The sequence below is a fragment of the Amycolatopsis tucumanensis genome (genome assembly GCF_021654135.1).
GTDB classification, from domain to species: domain Bacteria; phylum Actinomycetota; class Actinomycetes; order Mycobacteriales; family Pseudonocardiaceae; genus Amycolatopsis_E; species Amycolatopsis_E tucumanensis.
Genome location: NZ_JAKGSD010000082.1, coordinates 1 through 20,633 on the forward strand (window position 1 = coordinate 1; position 20,633 = coordinate 20,633).

Here is a 20,633-nt window from a genome sequence, read left to right on the forward strand (position 1 = left end):
TTGACGCGGTGTCTCGGCAACCGAACACTGAAAGATCGGGTTCGGGAGGGCTCAACCGGGGCGTAGCGAAGCGAAGCCGGCGCAGTAGAAACCCGCGTAGCGGCTACAAAACCTCAAGCATTGACCCCACCATCGACAGTGATCACCGACCCGGTGATGAACGCCCCAGCCGCCCCAGCGACATGCGCAACAGTCGCGGCGAGATCCTCCGGCGAAGCGTGCCGCCCAACAGTGGACAGCGCGAGAGAGTTCGCCGCGCGCGGCCCGTCCGCCGGGTTCATGTCCGTGTCGGTCGGCCCCGGCTGAACCACCACCGAGGTGATCCCGCGTTCCCCCAGGTCCCGCGCGAACGCCCGGCTCATCCCCACCACGGCGGCCTTCGACGCCGCATAAGCGCTCATCCCCGGCCGCGCCACCCGCTCGCCGAGCGTGCTGCCGATCGTGATGACCCGGCCACCGGCCGGCAGGTGCCGCACCGCGGCCTGGGTCGCGACGAACACGGCCCGCACGTTGACGGCCAGCGTCCGGTCGAAGTCGGCGAGGCTCATCTCGTCGACCGTCCCGCGCGGGAAGATCCCGGCGTTGTTGACCAGCACGTCCAGCCCGCCCAGCGCTTCGGCCGCCTGGTCCACCGCCGCGGTCAGTGCCTCGGCGTCCGCGCTGTCGGCCTGCAGCGCCAGCCCCTTCCGGCCGAGGCCCTCGATCGAGGCCACCACCTCGGTCGCTCGCGAGGCGGACTTCTCGTAGGTGACCGCGACGTGCGCCCCGTCCGCCGCCAGCTTCCGGGCGATCGCCGCCCCGATGCCCCTGCTGCCCCCGGTGACGAGTGCGACCTTGCCGTCCAGCGAACCCATGGGTCCTCCATTTCTGTAGTGATCGGCACAGAAGTTAGAGCGACTTCTGTGCCGACCGCTATAGAATGCGAACCATGTCACCACGCGGGCGTCCGAGGACCTTCGACCGGGACGCGGCCCTGGACGAGGCGATGTACGTCTTCTGGGAGCGCGGCTACGAGGGCACGTCGCTGTCCGACCTGACCGCCGCCATGAAGATCGGCTCACCCAGCCTGTACGCGGCCTTCGGCGGGAAGGAGGCGTTGTTCCGGGAGGCGATCGAGCGCTACGGGGAGCGGTTCGGGCAACGGCCGCCGGAGGGGGAGACCGCGCGTGACGCCGTCGAGGCCTGGTTGCGGGAGAGCGCCCGCGGGTACGTCGAGGCGGGTCACCCGCGTGGGTGCATGGTCGTGCTGGCCGCGCTCAACTGCACGGAGCAGAACCGGCCGGTCCGCGAATTCCTCGCGGCCAAACGGCGGAACAACCTGATCGGCGTGGCCGCGCGGTTGCGACGCGCGGTAGCGGAAGGGGACCTGCCCGAAGACGCCGACGTCGAGGGAATCGTCCGGTTCTACGGCACGATTCTGCACGGGATGTCGATTCAGGCGCGAGATGGCGCCGAACTCGCGGACCTGGAAGCGGTCATCGACACGGCGATGACCGTGTGGCCGCGATTTCTGGGAAAAAAGACGGCACCCGGCTGACGGGCGTTCACCCGGGTGCCGTCCGCTTTTTCCGTTCCGGCTACTGGCCGGAAAGGGTCAGCTGCGGTTTCCCGGTGCGGATGATCGTCTCCCGCTCGGCTTCCGACAGCCCGCCCCAGATCCCGTACGGCTCGTGCACCGCGAGCGCGTGCTCCCGGCACAGTTGCAGGACCGGGCAGGACTGGCAGATCGCCTTCGCGCGGGCCTCGCGGCGCGCTCGCGCCGGCCCGCGCTCGCCGTCCGGGTGGAAGAACGCGCCGCTGTCCATCCCCCTGCACGACCCCCGCAGCTGCCAATCCCAGATATCGGCGTTCGGGCCCGGGAGCCTGCGCGTGTCTGCCATCGTGACCGCCCTCCGATTCGGTCGTGCCACCCCTGCTTAGCCGCCCGGCGATTACTCCGAATGGCGCAACGGCGGTAACGTTAGAAGCGCGCCAATAGTTGTTCAAGGGAATCCCGCTGATTCAGCCGTTAGGTTTCCCCCGGATGCGTGAGATCAGGGCCGTAAACAGGGGAAATAACGAAACCGATTCAGGTTGCCCCGTTCGAGTGGTACCGGGATATTGGGTCGGGTGAGCCGTCCCAGGGGTGCCGGTCAGGCCGAGCCGACGATGCCCGTGGCCGCCGTCGCCCGGCGGCTCGGGGTCGCGCCCTCGACACTGCGCACCTGGGATCGCCGTTACGGCCTCGGCCCGAGCAGGCACACCGGCGGCAAGCACCGCCGCTACTGCGCCGCCGACATCGGCCGCCTCGAACTGATGCAGCGCGCGCTGCTGCGCGGCGCCTCGACCGCGGAGGCCGCCCGCTACGCGCTCCAGCAGATGCCGAAGTCGTTCGGCGCCGCCCCGGAGATCGCCGCCCAGCCGCTGCCGCCGCCGGCCGAGCAGGTCAGCGCCGCGCAGAACGGCGCCGCCGCCCGCCGGTTGCGCGCCGCCGCGGTCGCGCTCGACGGCCGCGCGGTGCAGCAGACCCTCGACGACGCGATCGGCAGCGCCGGCGTCCTCGACGCGTGGGAGGGCGTGATCGCCCCGGTCCTCGACGCCTGCGGGGCCGGCTGGCCCGGCACCCCGGCCGGGGTCGAGGTGCAGGCCATGCTGAGCGAGTGCGTGCTGGCCGCCGTCGTGCGCGCGACTCCGGTGCTCGACCACCCGCGCAACCAGCGCCCGGTGCTGCTCAGCCGGGTCCCGGACGAACAGGACGGCCTGCCGCTGCACGTGCTGGCCGCGGGCCTGGCCGCGCGGCGCATCGGCTCGCAGCTGTTCGGGCTGCCGCTGCCCGGCCCCGCGTTGTCCGCGGCCGTCCGGCGCAGCTCGCCCGCGGCCGTGGTGCTGTGGGCCGACCGCGCGGGCAACGCCGACCCGGAGCTGTTCCCCGAGGTGTCCCGCGGCGGGCTGCGCAGCCGCCTGTTCGCCGCCGGCCCCGGCTGGCGCGCCCCGGAGCTGCCGGATCGCGTCGAACGGCTGTCCGGACTGAGGACGGCGGCTGACCGCATCGAGTACGTCCTGGTAGGGAAGTAACGTGCACGAGATCGAACTCCGACGAGCGGCCTTCGGCGACCGGCCGGCGCCGCCGCCGGACGTGCTCGCCGCCGCGGGCCCGCCCAAGCGGCGCCTGCTCGGCGCGATCGTGCTCGGCGCCCAGGGCCGGTACGCGGCCGCCACCACCCTGCTCGACGGCCTCGCCCGCGACCGGGACCCGGTGGTCGCCGCGCTGGCGCTGGCCACCCTCGCCTCGCACCGCAGGCAGCTCGGCGGCCACGCCGTCGCCCGCGGGCTCGACGGCGCCGCGCTCCGCCGGGCCGCCACGGCCGCAGCGTCTCCCTCGGATCCGGACCCGGACGGCCTGGACGCCCGCGGCGCGCTCGCGGACGCGCTCCTCGGGCTGGCCGCCGACCACCTCGGCACCGGGCGGCTCACCGCCTCGCGGCGCCTCCTGGACCGGGCCGCGGGCGCGGTGGACAGCTGGCGCACCCGGACCCGGCTCGGCTGGGTCACCGCGGAACTCGCGCTCGCCTCGGGTGACGCGCCGGCCGCGGTCGCGCCCGCTGAGGCCGCCCTCGACGAGGCGACGGCTGCCGGGTCGATCCGGCACACCGTCAAGTCCCAGCTGGTGCTCGCCGCGGCGCTGGGCACCATCGGGCAGAAGCGAAGAGCCGGGGAGCTCGTCTCGGGCGCGCTCGCGGACGCGGACAAGTACGAACTGTCCTCGCTCAGCTGGCCCGCCGGGCTGATCGCGGCCGATCTGTGGCCCGCCGACGCGGACCGCCACCGATCGCGAACGGCCGCGGTGTTATACGCAGTGTTACTGAGCTCCGACCCCGGAGGGAGGCGGCTGGCGCATGGTTCACCGTGGGTACCGGTCTGACCCCGGGTGCGGGGCTCCCGCCGGCCATACCGACATCCGGGCGAAGAAGTTCCAAAAAAAGCCACCGGATCGTGTCAAGGTACGGCCTCAAGCGTCCGATAGGGGATATGGAATGTCACCCGGCTGCAGGAAGGAACACCCGTGACGACGGTCTTGATCTGCGACGACCGACGCAGTGTCCGCGAAGGGCTCACCCGCGTGATGTCTGCTGTCCCCGGTGTCAGTCGCATCGACTGTGTAGCGCACGGTGACGAGTTGCTGGCCCGGTACTCGCGGCAGCCGGTCGACGTCGTGCTCGTCGGCACCCAGCGCGCGATGCCGGCCGGGGTGGAGGCGACTCGGCGGCTGGTGTCCGCCAACCCTCAGGCCAACGTGATCGTCTTCGGCGCGCCGGACGACGCCGGCAGCATCGCCGCCGCCATCGCCGGCGGGGCCCGCGGCTACCTGCGCTGGGACGCGTCCCGGCCGGAGCTGGTCGCCGCACTCGCGCACACGCTCGCCAGCACCTCGGTGCCGGCGCCGCGCCAGCCCGCCGACCCCGGCGTGCAGCTCACCGAGCGCGAGCTGCAGGTCCTGCGCGGCATGAGCCAGGGCAAGAGCAACGGCCAGATCGGCCGTGAGCTGTACCTCTCCGAGGACACCGTGAAGACCCACGCCCGCCGGCTGTTCCGGAAGCTCGGTGTGCGGGACCGTGCACAGGCCGTGGCGCACGGCTTCCGCCGGGGTCTGGTCTCCTGACGCGGACGCGCGGATTCCGCGAGAAATTTTCGTGTTTCCGCGCGCCGCTTCGCTCGATCGCCCCCTGCGAACCACATCCGTGCGATACTGGGCGGCCTCGGTTCGGCGAGGCCGGCGCGGCTGTAGAGCCGACCACGCATACGCGACACCGGCGTCGCCAGGTACCGTAGGCCTCACCGGTGTGAGCGATGTGGGGATTGCCGCGCCGTTAATTTTGCACGCCTACACGTAACGCTGGGACTGTTGTCTGCGATGGCCAATGTGGGGGACGGGCTGGATGAGCCAGTCGCCGCCGCTGTCGAGGGGGATCCCCAGGCGGTGGAGCGGCTGCTGGCCGCTATCCGTCCCCTGGTGGTGCGGTATTGCCGTGCCCGGGTCGGACGACAGGAGCGGTCGTTCGCCTCGGCAGACGACGTTGCCCAGGAGGTGTGTCTAGCAGTGCTCACGGCGTTGCCTTCGTACCGTGACCAAGGGCGCCCGTTCCTGGCCTTTGTGTACGGCATCGCCCAGCACAAGGTGGCCGACGCGCATCGGGCCGCCGCGCGCAACCGGGCCGAGCCCGTCGCCGAGATCCCCGACGAGATCGAGGGCGACATCGGGCCGGAACAGCGCGCCTTGCAGGGGGAGTTGAACGAGCGCATGGCACAGCTGCTCCGGGTTCTGCCGGACAAGCAGCGGGAGATCGTCGTGCTGCGCGTGGTCGTGGGCCTGTCCGCCGAGGAGACCGCGGAAGCGGTCGGCTCGACGCCAGGCGCAGTCCGCGTCGCGCAGCACCGCGCGCTGGCCCGGCTCCGCAAGGCGCTGGCGTCCGAGGAGGTGGCCTGAGTGACCGATCGCGAAGACGTCAGACGTGAGCTCGACGAGCTCGAGTTCGAGTCGACCCTGAGTTCCTCGCGGGCGGAGTTCGAGGCGGACCTCACCGCGATCCGCGCGGACGACGGTCTGCTGGACTCGCTCGGCGGTTCCGACCCCGGCATCGCCGACGACCTGGGTGACCAGGAACTCAACGCCCTGCTGCTGTCCTGGCGACGGGACATCGACAGCGAGCCGCTCGCCGAGCTCATCGACACCGACACCGCCGTCACCACGATCAAGACGGCCGCGCTGGCCCGCCGCCACGGGCAGCGGGCGCGCCGACGCCGCCTGCTCGTGCCGGTCGCCACGGCCGCGGCCGTTCTCGCCATCGGGTTCACCGGCACCAGCATCGCCGCGCGGGACGCGCAGCCCGGCGACACGCTGTGGGGCCTGACCAAGGTGCTCTACGCCGACCACGCGCGGTCGGTCGAGGCCGCCTCCGCGGCCCGCATCGATCTGCAGCAGGCCAGCATCGCCCTCTCGCAGGGCCGCATCGCCGAGGCGCAGCAGGCGCTCGCCGAGGCCGCCGCGAAGCTGAGCCAGGTCACCGAGGAGGAGAACCTCAGCCAGCTGATGGCGGAGCACCAGCAGCTCGCCTCGATGCTGCCGGACTCGACCACCACCACGCCGAACTCGCCGACCTCGCTGCCGACCTCGGCCGCGCTGCCGCCGCCGAGCTCGACGAAGTCGCCGTCCTCGTCGACCACGACGAGCCCGCAGCAGACCACGACGCCGACCCCGTCGACGAGCAGCACGACGTCCCCGCCCCCGACGACCGAGAGCAGCACGACGCCGCCCGGCGACGGCACCTCGGGCAACACGGTGCGCTACGACACGCCGGACTCGGGAGCAGGCCAGGCGCCTGCCGGTGTGGACACCGGCACCAGCTCGAACTGATCCGTCTTGTGAGAAGACCCGGCCGGGAGCGGCCGGGTCTTCTTTCGTTTCCGCGTCCTGCCCAGGACATGACGAAGGCCCGGCCTCCCGCGGCCGGGCCTTCTCGTGGGAACAGTCAGTAGGCGCTTTCGGTGGTCGTGATCCCGTCCGCGAAACCGCGGCAGTAGTCCCAGCTCACGTAGTCAGCCGGGTTGGGGTCGAAGGCCGGCTCGTGCGGGCGCATCCGCCCGTCCGCGAGCAACTGCTCGAGGCTCGCGCGCAGCAGGTGCCAGTCGTGGAAGTGCGGTTGATCGCACTCACCGCAATCGACCACGATCCCGCGGACTCCGCGGGGCTCCAGCAGCGCCTGGTAGACCGCGAGGTCCGACAGGTCCGCCAGCAACTCGGCGCGCGCCTGCGCGTCCATCGGTTCGGCCAGCTCGTCGTCCCCGATGCCGGCGAGCTCCCGGGCGGGGTCGTCCGGGTCGTCGGCGAACGGGTCGGGGGGCAACACTTCGTGCGGCACGCGTCGCACCGTACCTGCCCGACCGGGTTGCTTGTCCAGGGCCTTTCAGTCCCTCCAAACAGGGGCGAGTTTCCCCGGTCACGTCTGGCCCCAGTCCGGCGGTCGCCGGGACGGGGGCCAGATACCATCGACGGAAGGTTCACCCGCCACTGCCAGGAAGGTCAGCCACCCCCATGACGAGCGAGTTCGCCCCGGAAGACAAGTTCGCGATGCTCGGGTTGACCTTCGACGACGTGCTGCTGCTGCCGGCCGAGTCGGACGTCGTGCCCAGCAACGTCGACACGTCGACCCGGCTGTCCCGCAACATCACCCTGCGCATCCCGCTGGTCTCCGCGGCGATGGACACCGTCACCGAGGCCCGCATGGCGATCAGCATGGCTCGCCAGGGCGGCATGGGCGTCCTGCACCGCAACCTGCCGATCGAGGAGCAGGCCGCGGCGGTCGAGGTCGTCAAGCGGTCCGAGGCGGGCATGGTCACCGACCCGGTCACCTGCTCGCCCGACGACACGCTCGCCGAGGTCGACGCCCTGTGCGCCCGCTTCCGCATCTCCGGCCTCCCGGTCACGGACGCCTCCGGCACGCTGGTGGGCATCATCACCAACCGCGACATGCGGTTCGAGCTGGACCACAGCCGCCCGGTCAGCGAGGTGATGACCAAGGAGAACCTGATCACCGCGCAGGTCGGCGTCACCGCGGACGCGGCGCTCGGCCTGCTCCGTCGCCACAAGATCGAGAAGCTGCCGATCGTCGACGGCGCCGGCAAGTTGCGCGGGTTGATCACCGTCAAGGACTTCGTCAAGACCGAGCAGTACCCGCACGCCACCAAGGACCCGGACGGCCGCCTGGTCGTCGGTGCGGCGGTCGGCGTCGGCGCGGCGGGTCACCAGCGCGCGATGGCGCTCGCCGACGCGGGTGTGGACGTCCTGATGGTCGACACCGCGCACGGCCACTCGCGCGCGGTCATCGACATGGTCGCCACGCTGAAGAAGGAGCTGGGCGACACGGTCGACGTCGTCGGCGGGAACGTCGCCACCCGGGCCGGCGCGCAGGCCCTGGTCGACGCGGGCGCGGACGCGGTGAAGGTGGGCGTCGGCCCCGGGTCGATCTGCACCACCCGCATCGTCGCCGGCGTCGGCGTGCCGCAGATCTCCGCGATCTACGAGGCCGACAAGGCGTGCCGCCCGGCCGGGGTGCCGGTGATCGGCGACGGCGGTATCCAGTACTCGGGTGACATCGCCAAGGCCATCACGGCCGGCGCGTCCACCGTGATGCTGGGCAGCCTGCTGGCAGGCACCGCCGAGTCGCCGGGCGACCTGATCCTGGTCAACGGCAAGCAGTTCAAGACCTACCGCGGCATGGGGTCGCTGGGCGCGATGCAGTCGCGGGACGGGCGCAAGTCGTACTCGAAGGACCGCTACTCGCAGGACGACGTGCTGAGCGAGGACAAGCTGGTGCCGGAGGGCATCGAGGGCCGCATCGCGTTCCGCGGGCCGCTGGCCAACGTCGTGCACCAGCTCGTCGGCGGGCTGCGCTCGGGCATGGGCTACGCGGGCGCGGAGACGATCGAGCAGCTGCAGAAGGCGCAGCTGGTGCGGATCACCGCCGCGGGCCTCAAGGAGAGCCACCCGCACGACGTCACGATGACGGTCGAGGCGCCCAACTACACCTCTCGGTGACCCCCTGCGCGCGGGTCACACCGATGGCCTAGCGACAATGGGCCGTCAACTACTGGCGGCGAGAAGGGACCTGACGTGCGCGATCTGGTCGAGATCGGCATGGGACGCACCGCGCGGCGGGCGTACGACCTCGATGACGTGGAGATCGTCCCGTCCCGGCGGACCCGGTCGTCGGCGATCGTGTCCACCGCGTGGCAGATCGACGCCTACCGGTTCGACATCCCGCTGGTCACCCACCCGACGGACGCGGTGGTGTCGCCGGACACGGCCGTGGAGATCGGCAAGCTGGGCGGGCTGGGCGTGCTGAACGCCGAGGGCCTGTGGGCCCGGCACGCCAACGCCGAGCAGGCGCTGCTCCGCGTGGTGGACGCCGCGAAGGACGAGGACCGCACCGCGCTGGTCCGCACCCTGCAGGAGCTGCACTCCGCGCCCGTGCAGCCGGAGCTGCTGACCGAGGCGATCCGCCGGGTGCGCGAGTCCGGCGTCACGGTCGCGGCGCGGGTGAGCCCGCAGCGCGCGGCCGAGCTGACGCCGCACCTGATCGCGGCCGGGGTCGAGATCCTGGTCGTGCAGGGCACGATCATCTCCGCGGAGCACGTCGCCCACGACGACGCCGACCCGCTGGACCTCAAGGACTTCATCGGTGGCCTGGACGTGCCGGTGATCGCCGGTGGCGTGTCCGACTACCGCACCGCGATGCACCTGATGCGCACGGGCGCGGCGGGCGTGATCGTCGGCCACGGCTACACCCCGGGTGTGACGAGCACCGACCGCGTGCTGGGCATCGGCGTGCCGATGGCGACGGCGATCATCGACGCGGCGGCCGCCCGGCGCGACTACCTCGACGAGACCGGCGGCCGGTACGTGCACGTGCTGGCGGACGGCGGGATGACCAGCTCGGGCGACATCGCGAAGGCGATCGCGTGCGGCGCCGACGCCGTGGTGGTGGGCGCCCCGCTGGCCGCGGCGTCCGAGGCGCCCGGCCACGGCCTGTACTGGACCGCGGCGGCGGCGCACCCGAACCTGCCGCGCTCGCGGGTCGCGGCCGGGCCGGACATCGAGGTGGACTTGAAGACGCTGTTGTTCGGCCCGTCGTCCGACGCGGAGGGTTCGATCAACCTGTTCGGAGCCCTCCGCAGGGCGATGGCCAAGACGGGCTACTCGGACCTCAAGGAGTTCCAGCGGGTAGGCCTCTCGGTGCGCGGCTGACGCTCGCTGGTCCGGCGCTCGCCTGCCGCGGTCCCGCCACGCTGGGCCGCGGCACTACATGCGGGGTGGAGCCGGGTGGGTCTCTTGGTGCGCGGCTGACGCTCGCTGGTCCGGCGCCCGCCTGCCGCCGCCCCGCCACGCTGGGTCGCGGCACTACATGCGGGATGGAGCCGGGTGGGCCTCTCGGTGCGCGGCTGACGCTCGCTGGTCCGGCGCTCGCCTGCCGCGGTCCCGCCACGCCGGCCGCGGCACTACATGCGGGGTGGAGCCGGGTGGGTCTCTTGGTGCGCGGCTGACGCTGCTGGCTCGGCGCCCGCCTGCCGCGGCCCCGCTGCGGCTGAGAAGGCTCGGCGGGCGGCGGGGCTGCATGCGGGATGGAGCGGGTTCGCCTCGGCGCGGGCCTGGCACCACGCGTCGCGGGCGTTTCGCGCCGGAGCTCGGTGCGGCTGCCGGCGGCTCGGCTCCCGCATGCCGCGGCCCCGGTGCGGCAGAGGAGACACCGCGGGCCTCGGCACTGCATGCGGGGTGGAGCGGGTTCTCCGCGGTGCGCCTGAGGCTGTGCGTCGCGGTGTTTGCGGGTGCCTCGGTGCGGCCGCTGGTTCGGCCCGCGCGTGCCGCTGCCCGCTGCCGCTGGGAAGGCTCGGCGAACCGGGCGCGGGTCAGGGTCGCGTCAGCGTGCCCTCCACGAGCGTCGTCTGGCCGGTCACGTACTCGCTCCACACGCCGGCCGCCAAGGCGGACCCCGGCTTCGCGTAGCTCTGCACGAAGCTGTGTCCGTTGTGGACCGCGCCGAACGTCACGGCGAACGCCGACGTGCTCGGCCGGTCCTGCGGCGGCGTGTCGTTCAGCGGCACGATCTCGTTCAGCCCCCAGCCGTAGTCCTCGCGGTAGTCGCCCACCACGCGTTCCAGCGTGTTCTCCAGGATGGCCCCGCTGACCGGGATGTGGATCAGCACGCCACGCCTGCCGTGGTCGAACGTCGTGTTGAACACCAGCACCTCGCCCGCCCCGCCGCGGTGGAACTCCGCCCGCCCGGAGCCGACCTGGGAGCCGTCCGGGCAGGCCGCCGCGCCCTGGGTCTCGATCACCGACCGGTCGCACGTCGGGAACAGGTGCGGGCTGAAGCGCACCGACCGGTCGAACAGGAACACGAACTCGCGCGGGGCGGCCGGCTCCACGCCGGTCGTCGTCGAGCGCTGGGCGTCGAACGTGATGGTCACGCCGAACCGCGAACCGCCGTCCGGGGCATACACCACCGTGCCGGTGTCGATGTTCACCGGCCCGGCCACGTCGGGCTCGTACGGCCGCTGCGGGCCGTAGGGCGTGGGGTGCGGGTGGGTTTCGGCAGCGGCGGCCGGCGCGATGGTGAACGCGAGGGCGGCGGCGGCCAGTCCGGTGAGCAGGCGTGCACGCATGATCGGTTCCTCCCAGTCTGTCTGTTTTCGACGTGTCTCGAATAGTCCTCCGGAGCAGTAGAGTCTTCGTTAAGTGTCGAAGAGAGCTGAGAGCACCTTCAGGAGGACGAGACCGTGCCACTCGGCCGCTGGTCCGGCATCGCGCACCCGGAGCTCGACGAGATCACCGTCGACGACGTGCTGCACGCGCTCGCCGACCCCACCCGGCGGGCGATCATCCGCCTGCTCCAGGCCGAGGGCGACCGCCCCTGCGGCACCTTCGGCCTGCCGGTCGCGGCTTCGACGCTCAGCCACCACTTCCGGGCCCTGCGCAAGGGCGGCCTGATCCGCCAGTACGACGAGGGCAGGCAGCGCATGAACACGCTGCGCACCGCCGAGCTGGAGCAGAAGTTCCCCGGCCTCGTGGACGCGGTGCTCGCCAACGCCGAGTGAGTCAGCCCCGCAAAACCGCGCACGGCGCCACCACCGCGAACAGCAGCGGCTCGCCGGGCGGCGGCACCGGCGCGACGACGATCGTGACCTCGTCGGGGCCGGGGACGATCGGCACGGCGTAGCGGCCGTCCTCCTCGGCCACCAGCGGAACCGGCTGCGGGGGACGGACGGGCGCCGCACAGGCAGCCCGCGCCTCCGCCACCGAAGCACGCCACGACGGACCGCCCGTGCGCACGCTCGGAGCCGCCCAGTCGCTCAGCACCTGCACGCCGAGGAACACCGCGACCGCCCCGCCGACGACCGTCCGCGGCCGCAGCCGGTCCAGCAGCGCCGCCACCGCGACCCACAACAACAGCAGCGGCACGATCGTGTAGCGCGACCCGTTCAGCGAGAACTCCGCGCGCTCCAGGAACCCGCCCGTGCCGCGCAACCCGACCGGCACCACCAGGTACGCCACCGAGCACACCAGACCGACCGCCGCGACCTGCCGCGCCACCCGATCGGCGCGCCACAGCAGCACACCCGCCACCACCGCCGCCACCGCACCGACGACAGCGACCAGCACCAGCCCGGCCCACTGGTACACCGGGCCCAGCAACCGGTCCCCGGTCAGCGCGCTCACCAGCACCCGCAGCCCGTAGATCGACGGCAGCTCGCCCAGCACCGTCTCGCTCGCCCGGTACCCGGCCGCGCGGGTCAGGTGCACCCAGCCCTGCACGGCCAGCGCCACCAGCATCACCGCGGGCGCGACGCACGCGAGCAGCCGCCGCGGCGACCGCACGATCCCGACGATCGCGGCCGGCAGCACGAGCGCGGTCAGCGGATCGGACAGCGCCGCGAGCGCCACCACCGCCGCCGAACCCACCTGCCCGGCCACCGACCGCGGTGGCGCGAGCAGCACCCAGAACGCCGCGTAGGCCAGGTACCAGTGCAGGTCGTTGACCGCCGCGTTCACCTCGAACCCGGCCTGCGGCAGCAGCGGCACGATCGCCGTCACCAGCACCCGTGCCCACGTGGACCGCAAAATCCGTCCACTGTGGAACCACACCAGCAGCGAGATCAACGCGACCATCAGCGCCGCTCCCGTGGCCAGCGCTGCCGCCGCCCACGCCGGCGGCAGCGCCGCGACCGGCTCCACCACCAGCTTCGCGACCACCTGCAGGTACCCGGCGTGCGGCGTGACCAGGTTGTGCCACAAGGAATGCCGCATCGCCTGGTTCAGGAAGACACCGCCGTCCTCCGCCCACACCACGTCGTAGGCACGCAGCCCGGGCCCCCGCATGAGCTGCAGCCAGGTCGCCGCCAGCACCCAGGCCACGCTCGCCGCGACCGTCGCGGTGCGGGTCCGGTTCACTGGCGTCGCAGGACGCGGTCGGCCAGCGTCGCGGGACGCTCGTCGAGCTGCGCCCGCAGCCGTTCGTTCTGCCTGCGCAGCTCGTCGGCCTCGGACCGCAGGTCCGCGGCCTCCGTCGCGAGCCGGTCGAGCTCACGCCGCTGGCCGGCGATCGTCTCCGCCATCGCGTCCGCGTTCTCCGCGTGCGCCACCGCGTCGAACTGCAGCTGCAGCAACCGGGTGTAGAGGGCGATGCGGTTGTTCTCCAAGGTGTAGAGGAGCCGCGAGTCGCGGTACGGCCGCAGCGCGTCGAGCAGCGCCTCGTCCCGGGTCACCACGCCGACGCCGAAGATCGCCGGGATGATCGCGAGCTGCCAGCCCTCGGTCAGCGCGTCCTCGACCGCGGTGAGCACGCCGTTGCGTTCGCCGCCCGCCTCCTGCGCGCACGTGAACGCCCCGAGGCCGACGAAACCGGCTCGGGTCAGCTCGTCGTGCCACACGGTCGGACCCTCCGAACTGGACGGATGCCGGTCCTCGGGGCGCAGCCGGGACGGCAGGTAGTACTGGTCCCGCCGCGAGCACGGCCACAGCACGTCGTGCAGCACCGTGACCGCGTCCGGCGCGTTCGCCAGCACCCAGGCCAGCTCGGCGCGCACGGTCGCGTAGTTGTGGTCGCCGTCCAGGACGTAGAGGTCCGCCACGGGGAGGTCGGGTAGCACGTCCGGCGAGCGTTCCTCGACCAGGTGCAGCGCCGGGTTCCCGGCGATCGCCGCGCGCAGCGATTCGGTCGGGGCCGGGTCGACGCAGTACACCGCGCGTGCGCCGAGTTCGGTGTAGATGCCGCTGACCTGCCCGGACTCGACGCCGACCTCGACCACCGTGGAGATCGGGCGGTGCGCGTAGACGACCTCGAAGACCTCCCGGAAGCAGGACAGCGAGTGCAGCAGCAGGGGCGTCTGGCGGGCCGCGTGTGCCTGGGCGTGCGGGTCGGTGCGGGTGCCGTAGTCGTTCACTTGCCGCTCCGCAGCTGCCGCACGGCGATGCGCGCCGCCGACGTGGCCAGGCCGACCGGTCCGTGCGTGCGGATCTCCTCACGCACCCGGCTGCGCATCCGGGTCAGCCGGGGCGCTGACGGCGGGTGGGCGCCGAGCCCGGTCCGGGACTTCGGCAGCACCGCGAAGGCGATCGTCACCTGCCCGGACGTCACCGGCGCGCCGAAGCGGGCGGCGACCGGGAACCACACCGCGCCCTCGTCGGCCTCGAACTCGAACAGGGTGCCGCCCAGCCACCGGCACGCGGCGTGGATCAGCCCGGCGAAGTCGGCGGGGTGTTCCCAGCGCTCGACCCGCGGCACGCTCTGGCCGGGCACGATCGCCTTCACCTCGACCCAGTCGATCCGCACCAGCGCGGGCCGCCCCGGCACCGCGAGAGCCACGTCGGTGACGTCGGCGGAGCGGAAGTCCAGGCGTGCGAACGAAAGCCCGTTGTGGTTGATCCGCACCCGGCGGCGCGGGCCGTCGTGCCATTCGCCGTCGCCGGTGCGGAAGCTCAGCCGGGTCTCGGCCGGATCGTCGGACGGCTCGAACAGGTCCGCGTCCACCTGTCTTTCCGCCAGCGCGCGGGCGCCCGCGGCCAGCCGGGTGTCCGAGGCCGCGAGCAGGGCCGGCCAGAACGCGTCGCGCATCTCCAGATCGGCCAGGTCGGCGGGAGAGAGGTAGGGGATCGCGGGCAGCAGGTCCTCCGGCACGACCCGGGTGATCAGCGCGGACCCGAAGTTGTCCTCGTGCGCCCAGTTGCCGAACACCGCGGCTTCGGCGGCCGTCGGCGCCTTCAGCGCGGACACCAGGATGTTCGCCAGCCGGTGCCGCGCGGTGCCGGTCAGGTCCGGCCAGCCGCCGTCGGCGTAGCGGTACCACTGGGCCTGGAACTCGCGGATGCCGTCCTGGACCGCGCGCCGCTGCGCCAGCTGGGCCTCGCCGTCGGAGGCCGGGCCGAGCACGGGGGAGCCGTCGTCGGCGAAGTCCAGCAGCGAGCCGCAGAAGTCGTTGACCGACTGCTCCAGCACCTCGGGGCTGCGGCTGATGGTCCGGGCGATCTCGGGCGGCTGCCCGCCCTGGCTGAGGTAGCTCTCGATGCGCAGCCCGGCCCGGTACACGCGCACCGACCGGTCGTCGGTCGCGAGGTAGAAGCCGGCCGGGCGGACCCCGGCGCCGGCCACGTCGGTCAGCCTGCCCAGGTAGTACTGGATGGTCCCGCCCCAGCCCAGGTCGACCAGCGCGGGCTCGGGCACGTCGAGCATCCCGGCCCGGCGCAGCTCGCCCAGCACGCGCTCGCGGATGCGGGTGACCGTGACGGCCAGCCGGTTGCGCAGGTGGGCGGTTTCGGTGAGCACGTCGGTGACCAGGTCGATCTCCCGGTCGTTGTCCAGGACCGTGTCCAGCGCCTCGGCCAGCGGCGGCACGTCACCGGGGCGCAGGTGCAGGGCCTGCATCAGCTGGCGGACGGTGAGCCCGTGGCGCTGCTGGATGAACTGGCGCAGCGAGTCCGGGTCGGCCGGGTCGAGCGCGGCCAGCGAGGTGACGTGCCGGGACAGCCAGACCGGCCGCGCCTCGACGTTCCAGCCGCGGGCCTGCGCGGCGTTGTTGATCAGCGCGGAGAGCAGGGTGCCCTCGCGCATCGGGCACCACAGCACCGGGATCCCGGACTGGTGGGCGCGCAGCGCGACCCACTCGGCGAATCCGGTCAGCACGGGGCCGAGCACCGACGCGCCGTACCGCCAGGCCGTGCGGACCGGGGTCTGGGCCGCCTGGTCCACCCGCTGGAGCGTCTTCGCGCGCAGGCTGGTGATGCCGTAGTCGCCCTGGTCGGTGTCGAGGTGCTCGCCGAGCGGGTCCTCCAGGCCGAGCGGCTCGCGCTCCCGCTCCAGCACCGCGAGGAACTCCTCGTCGAGCCGCTCGTAGTAGACGGTCCGGACGCCCAGCTCCCGCGGCACCTCGATGTCGGCGCCCGCGTTGTCCCCGATGTGCACGACCTGCTCGGGGTGCACGCCGAGGTTGTCCAGGACGATCTCCCACAGCCCGGACGCCTTGTCGAGCCCGTGCTGGTGCGAGCGGAAGACCCGGGCCTCGCGCAGCGCGCCCAGCCCCGGCCGGTCGAGCAGCTCGGCGAGGTGTTCCTCGGTGAAGTAGGTGTCCGACACCAGCACGGTCGGCACGTGGTGCTTCGCGGCCAGTTCGACCAGTTCGGCGATGTCCAGGTCGGGCACCGTGAAGTCGCGCTCGCAGGTCACCTCGGCGCGGACCAGCTCGGGCAGCTCGGCGCCGAAGATCCGCAGCGGCATGTGCTGCCAGATGTCGAACAGCGACACCTCGGTGCCCAGCGCCTCCTCGCTCCGGCGCGCCCGCTGTTCGGCGACGATCCGCATACGCCGGAACGCGGCGGGCGTGACCCAGTCCGGGCACCGGCCGTCTCGCACGAGCCGCGCCCCCAGCACGGCGAACACGTCGGTGGGCCTGGGCGTGCGCCGCCACAGGATGGTGTCGAAGACATCCAGCGACAGCACCGCGCAGGAGCCGTCGGTGATCAGCCGGCGGACCCGGGCGAGCGAAGGCGGCAACGACAAGTCATCTCCCCAGATGTGTGATGTGATTTACAACGATAATCACTCCGATGGGGGAAATACGTTACGCGCGGCGAAGAGGTTGCCCGAACTGATCGGTAACTTACTACTGGTCAGAACCCTGTGGTGGTGGTTACGCTTTACCTGTGACCACGCGTAACAGCAATGCGGCTGACTATGACGTCATCGTGGTCGGATCGGGGTTCGGCGGCAGCGTCGCCGCGCTCCGGCTGACCGAAAAGGGCTACCGGGTGGCCGTCGTCGAGGCGGGCCGACGGTTCGCCGACGACGAGTTCGCCAAGACGTCCTGGGACCTCAAGCGCTACCTGTGGGCGCCCGCGCTCGGCTGCTTCGGCATCCAGCGGATCCACCTGCTCCGCGACGTGATGATCCTGGCCGGCGCGGGTGTCGGCGGCGGGTCGCTGGTGTACGCCAACACGCTGTACCGGCCGCTCAAGCCGTTCTACCAGGACAAGCAGTGGGCGCACATCACCGACTGGGAGTCCGAGCTCGCGCCGTACTACGACCAGGCGAGCCGGATGCTCGGGGTGGTCACGAACCCGAGCGTCACGCCGTCGGACGAGGTCATCCAGAAGGTCGCCGCCGACATGGGCGTCGCCGACAGCTACCACCCGACGCCGGTCGGAGTGTTCTTCGACAAGCCGGGCGAGCGCGTGCCGGACCCGTACTTCGGCGGGGCCGGGCCGGAGCGGACGGGCTGCACCGAATGCGGCTCGTGCATGACCGGCTGCCGCGTCGGCGCGAAGAACACGCTGGTCAAGAACTACCTCTACCTCGCCGAACAGGGCGGCGCGCAGGTCATCCCGCTCACCACGGTCACCGCGGTCCGCCCGCGCGGGGACGGCTCGTTCGAGGTCGACGTCCGCAAGACCGGCACCAGGTCGAAGCGGTTCCGCACCACGCTCACCGCGGGCCAGGTCGTGCTCGCCGCGGGCACCTGGGGCACGCAGCGGCTGCTGCACGAGATGCGCGACCAGGGCACGCTGCCCCGCCTGTCGCCGCGGCTGGGCGAGCTGACCCGCACCAACTCCGAGGCCATCATCGGCGCGGGCCGCCCCACCGTGGACCCGGAGCGCGACTTCAGCCGCGGCGTGGCGATCACGTCGTCGTTCCACCCCGACGAGTCGACGCACATCGAGCCGGTGCGCTACGGCAAGGGCAGCAACGCGATGAGCCTGCTGCAGACGATCGCGACCGACGGGTCGGTGCCGACGCCGCGCTGGCTGCAGGCGGTGCGGTTCCTGGTCAAGCACCCGGTGCAGAGCGCGAAGCTGCTCAACGGCTACCGGTGGAGCGAGCGGACCGTGATCCTGCTGGTGATGCAGAGCCTGGACAACTCGATCACCACCTACACCAGGCGGGGCCTGTTCGGGCGGCGCAAGTACACGTCCAAGCAGGGGCACGGCGAGCCGAACCCGACGTTCATCCCGGCCGGGCACCAGGCCAACGAGCTGACCGCGAAGCACATCGACGGCACCGCGGGCGGCACCTGGGGAGAGGTGTTCGACATCCCGCTCACCGCGCACTTCATCGGCGGCGCGCCGATCGGCACCAGCGCCGAGGACGGCGTGATCGACCCGTACCACCGCGTGTTCGGCTACCCCGGACTGTCCATCGTGGACGGCACGGCGATCACGGCGAACCTGGGCGTGAACCCGTCGCTGACCATCACCGCCCAGGCCGAGCGGGCGTTTTCGTTCTGGCCCAACAAGGGCGAGGCCGACAAGCGGCCGGAGCAGTCGAAGGGCTACCGGCGGATCAAGCCGGTCCCGCCGAAGAACCCGGCGGTCCCGGCCGACGCGCCGGCCGCCCTCCGACTGCCGCTGGTGTCTACAGGTCGATCCCGGCGAACACGGTGACCCGCTCCTCGGTGAGGTCGTGCATGGCGGCGAGCACGCCTTCGCGGCCCACCCCGGAGCCCTTCACGCCGCCGTAGGGCATCTGGTCCGCGCGGTAGGACGGCACGTCGCCGATGATCACGCCGCCGACCTCGAGCTCGGCGGAGGCGCGGAACGCGAGGCGGACGTCGCGGGTGAAGACGCCGGCCTGCAGCCCGTAGGCGGAGGCGTTGACCGCGGCGAAGGCCTCGTCGGCGTTCTCGACCACGGACACGGCGAGGACCGGGCCGAAGATCTCCTCGGACCACGCCTTCGTCTCGGCGGGCACGCTGGTGAGCAGCGTCGGTTCGACGGTCGCGCCCTGGCGCGAACCGCCTGCCAGCAGCTTCGCGCCCGCGGCGACGGCCTCGTCGACCCAGGCGACGATCCGCTCCGCGGCCGCCTCGTCGACGACCGGGCCGACGTCCACGCTTGAGTCGTACGGATCGCCGGTCCGCTGCGCGGCGATGGCTTCGGCGAGCGCGGGGATGAACTCGTCGGCCACCGAGCGCTCGACGATGACCCGCTGCACCGCGATGCACGACTGGCCGGCCTGGTAGTTGCCGAAGGTCGCGATGCGCTGCGCGGCGCCGGTCAGGTCCGTCCAGTCGCCGAGCACGACCGCGGCCGCGTTGCCGCCCAGCTCCAGGACGACGTGCTTGCGTGGCGCGGCGTCGGCCAGGGACCAGCCAACCGGGCCGGAGCCGGTGAACGACACGACCGGCAGGCGCGGGTCGGCGACCAGTTTCGCGGTGTCCTCGTTGCCGAGCGGGAGCACCGAGAACGCGCCCTCCGGGAGGTCGGTCTCGGCCAGGATCTCGCCGAGGACCAGCGCGGACAGCGGGGTGCGCGGGGCGGGCTTGACGATGATCGGCGCGCCGACGGCCAGCGCGGGGGCGACCTTGTGGGCGACGAGGTTGAGCGGGAAGTTGAACGGCGCGATGCCGAGGACCGGGCCGCGGGGCACACGGCGGACCATGGCGAGGCGGTTCTCGCCGGCGGCGTCGGTGTCCAGGCGCTGGAGGTCGCCGGAGAAGCGGCGGGCCTCCTCGGCGGCGATGCGGAAGACCGAGACCGCGCGGCGCACCTCGGCTTCCGCCCACTTCAGGGGTTTGCCGTTCTCGGCGGTGATGAGTTCGGCGAGCTCCTCGGCGCGCGCGGCGAGTTGCCTGGAGGTGTGATCGAGGGCGGCGGCCCGGACGTGGGCCGGTGTCCGGCGAAGCGACGGCGCGACGGCGACCGCGGCGGCCACCGCACGCTCGACCTGATCCGGCCCCGGCACGGCGACGGTCGCCACGTCGCTGCCGTCGAAGGGGTGGTGCACGTCCAGGGTGGCCGTCCCCTGCTCCGCCCGGCCGGCGATCCAAGCCGGCCGCGGTTCCGGCGTGATGGTGTCCATGCCGACAAACTTAGAGCGCCGCACGAAAGGTGGTTTCACGTTCCACGCGCGCCGCGAGCATCGCCCCGATCGGGTGATCTCAGCAGGACGGGTTCTCCAGGCTGGGCCGGACGACCCAGTTGATCTCCCAGAGCCAGAAGCCCCAGGTGAGCAAGGCCGCCCCGGCGAGGGCGGCCACCAGGGCGAGGCTTCGGGACGTCCATCGCCGGGTGACCCACACGAGGATCGAGCAGGCCGCGGCGGAGTAGCCCGCGAACAGGATCAGCTTCGGAACCATGATGATCAGGAGGCCCATCCCCGCTGAGGGTTCGAGGTGGTCGGCGCCGCAAGCGGTGAGGTACCAGCCCACGGCCTGTTCGCTCGCCAGGAGCCAGGCGATCCCGAGGGCGATGTGCAGCGTCCCCCAGGCCAGCCCACCCAGGCACCCCCGCAGGACGGGCCGGAGGTCACTCTCGGCGGGGTCGGCCACGCCCCAAGATCGTGTGCGGCGAGCGGTGCGTTACGGAATACGCGGCGCACCGCCCCTGTTGTACGAGCTGGTCGGTGCGGTCCGTGTCCCCCGGGCCTCACCTATATCGCCGTCAGGGAACACCGGTGCGAGCCGGAGCCCTGTTCGGACCTTTCGCCGAGAGGCGACCGCCGTGCCGGCCACCCAGCTTTCCCCGCGGTTCGCAGGGGGAGCGGGGCGGGAATTCCGCAGTGCCCGCCCGTGTTGTAGCGAGTGGTCGGTGCGGTCCGTGTCCCCCGGGCCTCACC

Annotated in this window: 19 protein-coding genes; 10 read left to right on the forward strand and 9 right to left on the reverse strand. The window is 72.4% G+C overall.

What is annotated here, in order from left to right; all coding sequences use genetic code 11:
- Positions 1-113: 113 nt before the first annotated feature.
- On the reverse strand, positions 114-854 hold the full coding sequence (locus L2C96_RS41420) for an SDR family NAD(P)-dependent oxidoreductase (RefSeq protein WP_237339983.1): 741 nt from the start codon (positions 852-854) through the stop codon (positions 114-116).
- 74 nt (positions 855-928) lie between these two features.
- Between L2C96_RS41420 and L2C96_RS41425 the strand changes: the two genes are divergently transcribed.
- The gene (locus L2C96_RS41425) at positions 929-1,537 is read left to right on the forward strand and encodes a TetR/AcrR family transcriptional regulator (RefSeq protein ID WP_027936168.1); all 609 of its coding nucleotides are present in this window, start codon (positions 929-931) and stop codon (positions 1,535-1,537) included.
- A gap of 40 nt (positions 1,538-1,577) precedes the next feature.
- Here L2C96_RS41425 and L2C96_RS41430 read toward each other — a convergent pair whose 3' ends face one another.
- The gene (locus tag L2C96_RS41430) at positions 1,578-1,880 is read right to left on the reverse strand and encodes a WhiB family transcriptional regulator (RefSeq protein WP_017986683.1); all 303 of its coding nucleotides are present in this window, start codon (positions 1,878-1,880) and stop codon (positions 1,578-1,580) included.
- Positions 1,881-2,154: 274 nt separating this feature from the next.
- On the opposite strand from L2C96_RS41430, the gene L2C96_RS41435 reads away from it, so the two are divergent.
- From L2C96_RS41435 to L2C96_RS41455, 5 genes are all read left to right on the forward strand, one after another.
- A complete protein-coding gene (locus tag L2C96_RS41435; RefSeq protein ID WP_020420035.1) occupies positions 2,155-3,054 on the forward strand; it encodes a MerR family transcriptional regulator in 900 nt (299 codons plus the stop codon).
- A gap of 1 nt (position 3,055) precedes the next feature.
- Positions 3,056-3,901, forward strand: coding sequence for a hypothetical protein (locus tag L2C96_RS41440; RefSeq protein ID WP_237339984.1), 846 nt, complete (start codon positions 3,056-3,058; stop codon positions 3,899-3,901).
- 141 nt (positions 3,902-4,042) lie between these two features.
- The gene (locus L2C96_RS41445) at positions 4,043-4,639 is read left to right on the forward strand and encodes a response regulator transcription factor (RefSeq protein WP_017986686.1); all 597 of its coding nucleotides are present in this window, start codon (positions 4,043-4,045) and stop codon (positions 4,637-4,639) included.
- Positions 4,640-4,891: 252 nt separating this feature from the next.
- Positions 4,892-5,464: a sigma-70 family RNA polymerase sigma factor gene (locus L2C96_RS41450; RefSeq protein WP_026153775.1), complete on the forward strand. Its 573-nt coding sequence runs from the start codon at positions 4,892-4,894 to the stop codon at positions 5,462-5,464.
- Entirely contained in the window at positions 5,465-6,391 is a 927-nt protein-coding gene (locus tag L2C96_RS41455) for an anti-sigma-D factor RsdA (RefSeq protein WP_237339985.1), read from the forward strand.
- Between the two features lie 115 nt (positions 6,392-6,506).
- On the opposite strand, the gene L2C96_RS41460 is transcribed toward L2C96_RS41455, so the two are convergent.
- Positions 6,507-6,896 (reverse strand): DUF5319 domain-containing protein, encoded by a 390-nt coding sequence (locus tag L2C96_RS41460; protein ID WP_017986689.1) that lies wholly within the window; start codon positions 6,894-6,896, stop codon positions 6,507-6,509.
- Positions 6,897-7,069: 173 nt separating this feature from the next.
- Between L2C96_RS41460 and guaB the strand changes: the two genes are divergently transcribed.
- Both guaB and L2C96_RS41470 read left to right on the forward strand, forming a co-directional pair.
- Positions 7,070-8,572 carry an IMP dehydrogenase gene (guaB, locus tag L2C96_RS41465; RefSeq protein WP_020420040.1) on the forward strand — a complete coding sequence of 501 codons (1,503 nt, stop codon included), beginning with the start codon at positions 7,070-7,072 and terminating at the stop codon, positions 8,570-8,572.
- A gap of 75 nt (positions 8,573-8,647) precedes the next feature.
- Positions 8,648-9,781, forward strand: coding sequence for a GuaB3 family IMP dehydrogenase-related protein (locus L2C96_RS41470; protein WP_020420041.1), 1,134 nt, complete (start codon positions 8,648-8,650; stop codon positions 9,779-9,781).
- A gap of 659 nt (positions 9,782-10,440) precedes the next feature.
- On the opposite strand, the gene L2C96_RS41475 is transcribed toward L2C96_RS41470, so the two are convergent.
- Positions 10,441-11,196, reverse strand: a complete 756-nt coding sequence (locus tag L2C96_RS41475; protein WP_237339986.1) for a hypothetical protein — start codon at positions 11,194-11,196, stop codon at positions 10,441-10,443.
- 114 nt (positions 11,197-11,310) lie between these two features.
- On the opposite strand from L2C96_RS41475, the gene L2C96_RS41480 reads away from it, so the two are divergent.
- Entirely contained in the window at positions 11,311-11,628 is a 318-nt protein-coding gene (locus tag L2C96_RS41480; protein ID WP_020420043.1) for an ArsR/SmtB family transcription factor, read from the forward strand.
- Between the two features lies 1 nt (position 11,629).
- On the opposite strand, the gene L2C96_RS41485 is transcribed toward L2C96_RS41480, so the two are convergent.
- The 3 genes from L2C96_RS41485 to L2C96_RS41495 are packed head-to-tail and all read right to left on the reverse strand — an operon-like array spanning position 11,630 to position 16,583.
- Complete coding sequence (locus L2C96_RS41485; protein WP_237339987.1) at positions 11,630-12,982, reverse strand: glucosyltransferase; 1,353 nt, start codon at positions 12,980-12,982, stop codon at positions 11,630-11,632.
- Positions 12,979-13,974 (reverse strand): class I SAM-dependent methyltransferase, encoded by a 996-nt coding sequence (locus L2C96_RS41490; RefSeq protein WP_237339988.1) that lies wholly within the window; start codon positions 13,972-13,974, stop codon positions 12,979-12,981. Before L2C96_RS41490 ends, L2C96_RS41485 begins: the two co-directional genes overlap by 4 nt.
- Entirely contained in the window at positions 13,971-16,583 is a 2,613-nt protein-coding gene (locus L2C96_RS41495) for an HAD family hydrolase (RefSeq protein ID WP_237339989.1), read from the reverse strand. Before L2C96_RS41495 ends, L2C96_RS41490 begins: the two co-directional genes overlap by 4 nt.
- A gap of 143 nt (positions 16,584-16,726) precedes the next feature.
- Here L2C96_RS41495 and L2C96_RS41500 point away from each other — a divergent pair, with 143 nt between their 5' ends.
- Positions 16,727-18,460, forward strand: coding sequence for an FAD-dependent oxidoreductase (locus tag L2C96_RS41500; RefSeq protein WP_027936170.1), 1,734 nt, complete (start codon positions 16,727-16,729; stop codon positions 18,458-18,460).
- On the opposite strand, the gene L2C96_RS41505 is transcribed toward L2C96_RS41500, so the two are convergent.
- Together L2C96_RS41505 and L2C96_RS41510 are read right to left on the reverse strand one after the other, a co-directional pair.
- A complete protein-coding gene (locus tag L2C96_RS41505) occupies positions 18,432-19,877 on the reverse strand; it encodes an aldehyde dehydrogenase family protein (RefSeq protein ID WP_237339990.1) in 1,446 nt (481 codons plus the stop codon). The genes L2C96_RS41500 and L2C96_RS41505 overlap by 29 nt on opposite strands.
- A gap of 79 nt (positions 19,878-19,956) precedes the next feature.
- A complete protein-coding gene (locus L2C96_RS41510; protein ID WP_237339991.1) occupies positions 19,957-20,346 on the reverse strand; it encodes a hypothetical protein in 390 nt (129 codons plus the stop codon).
- Positions 20,347-20,633: the final 287 nt, after the last annotated feature.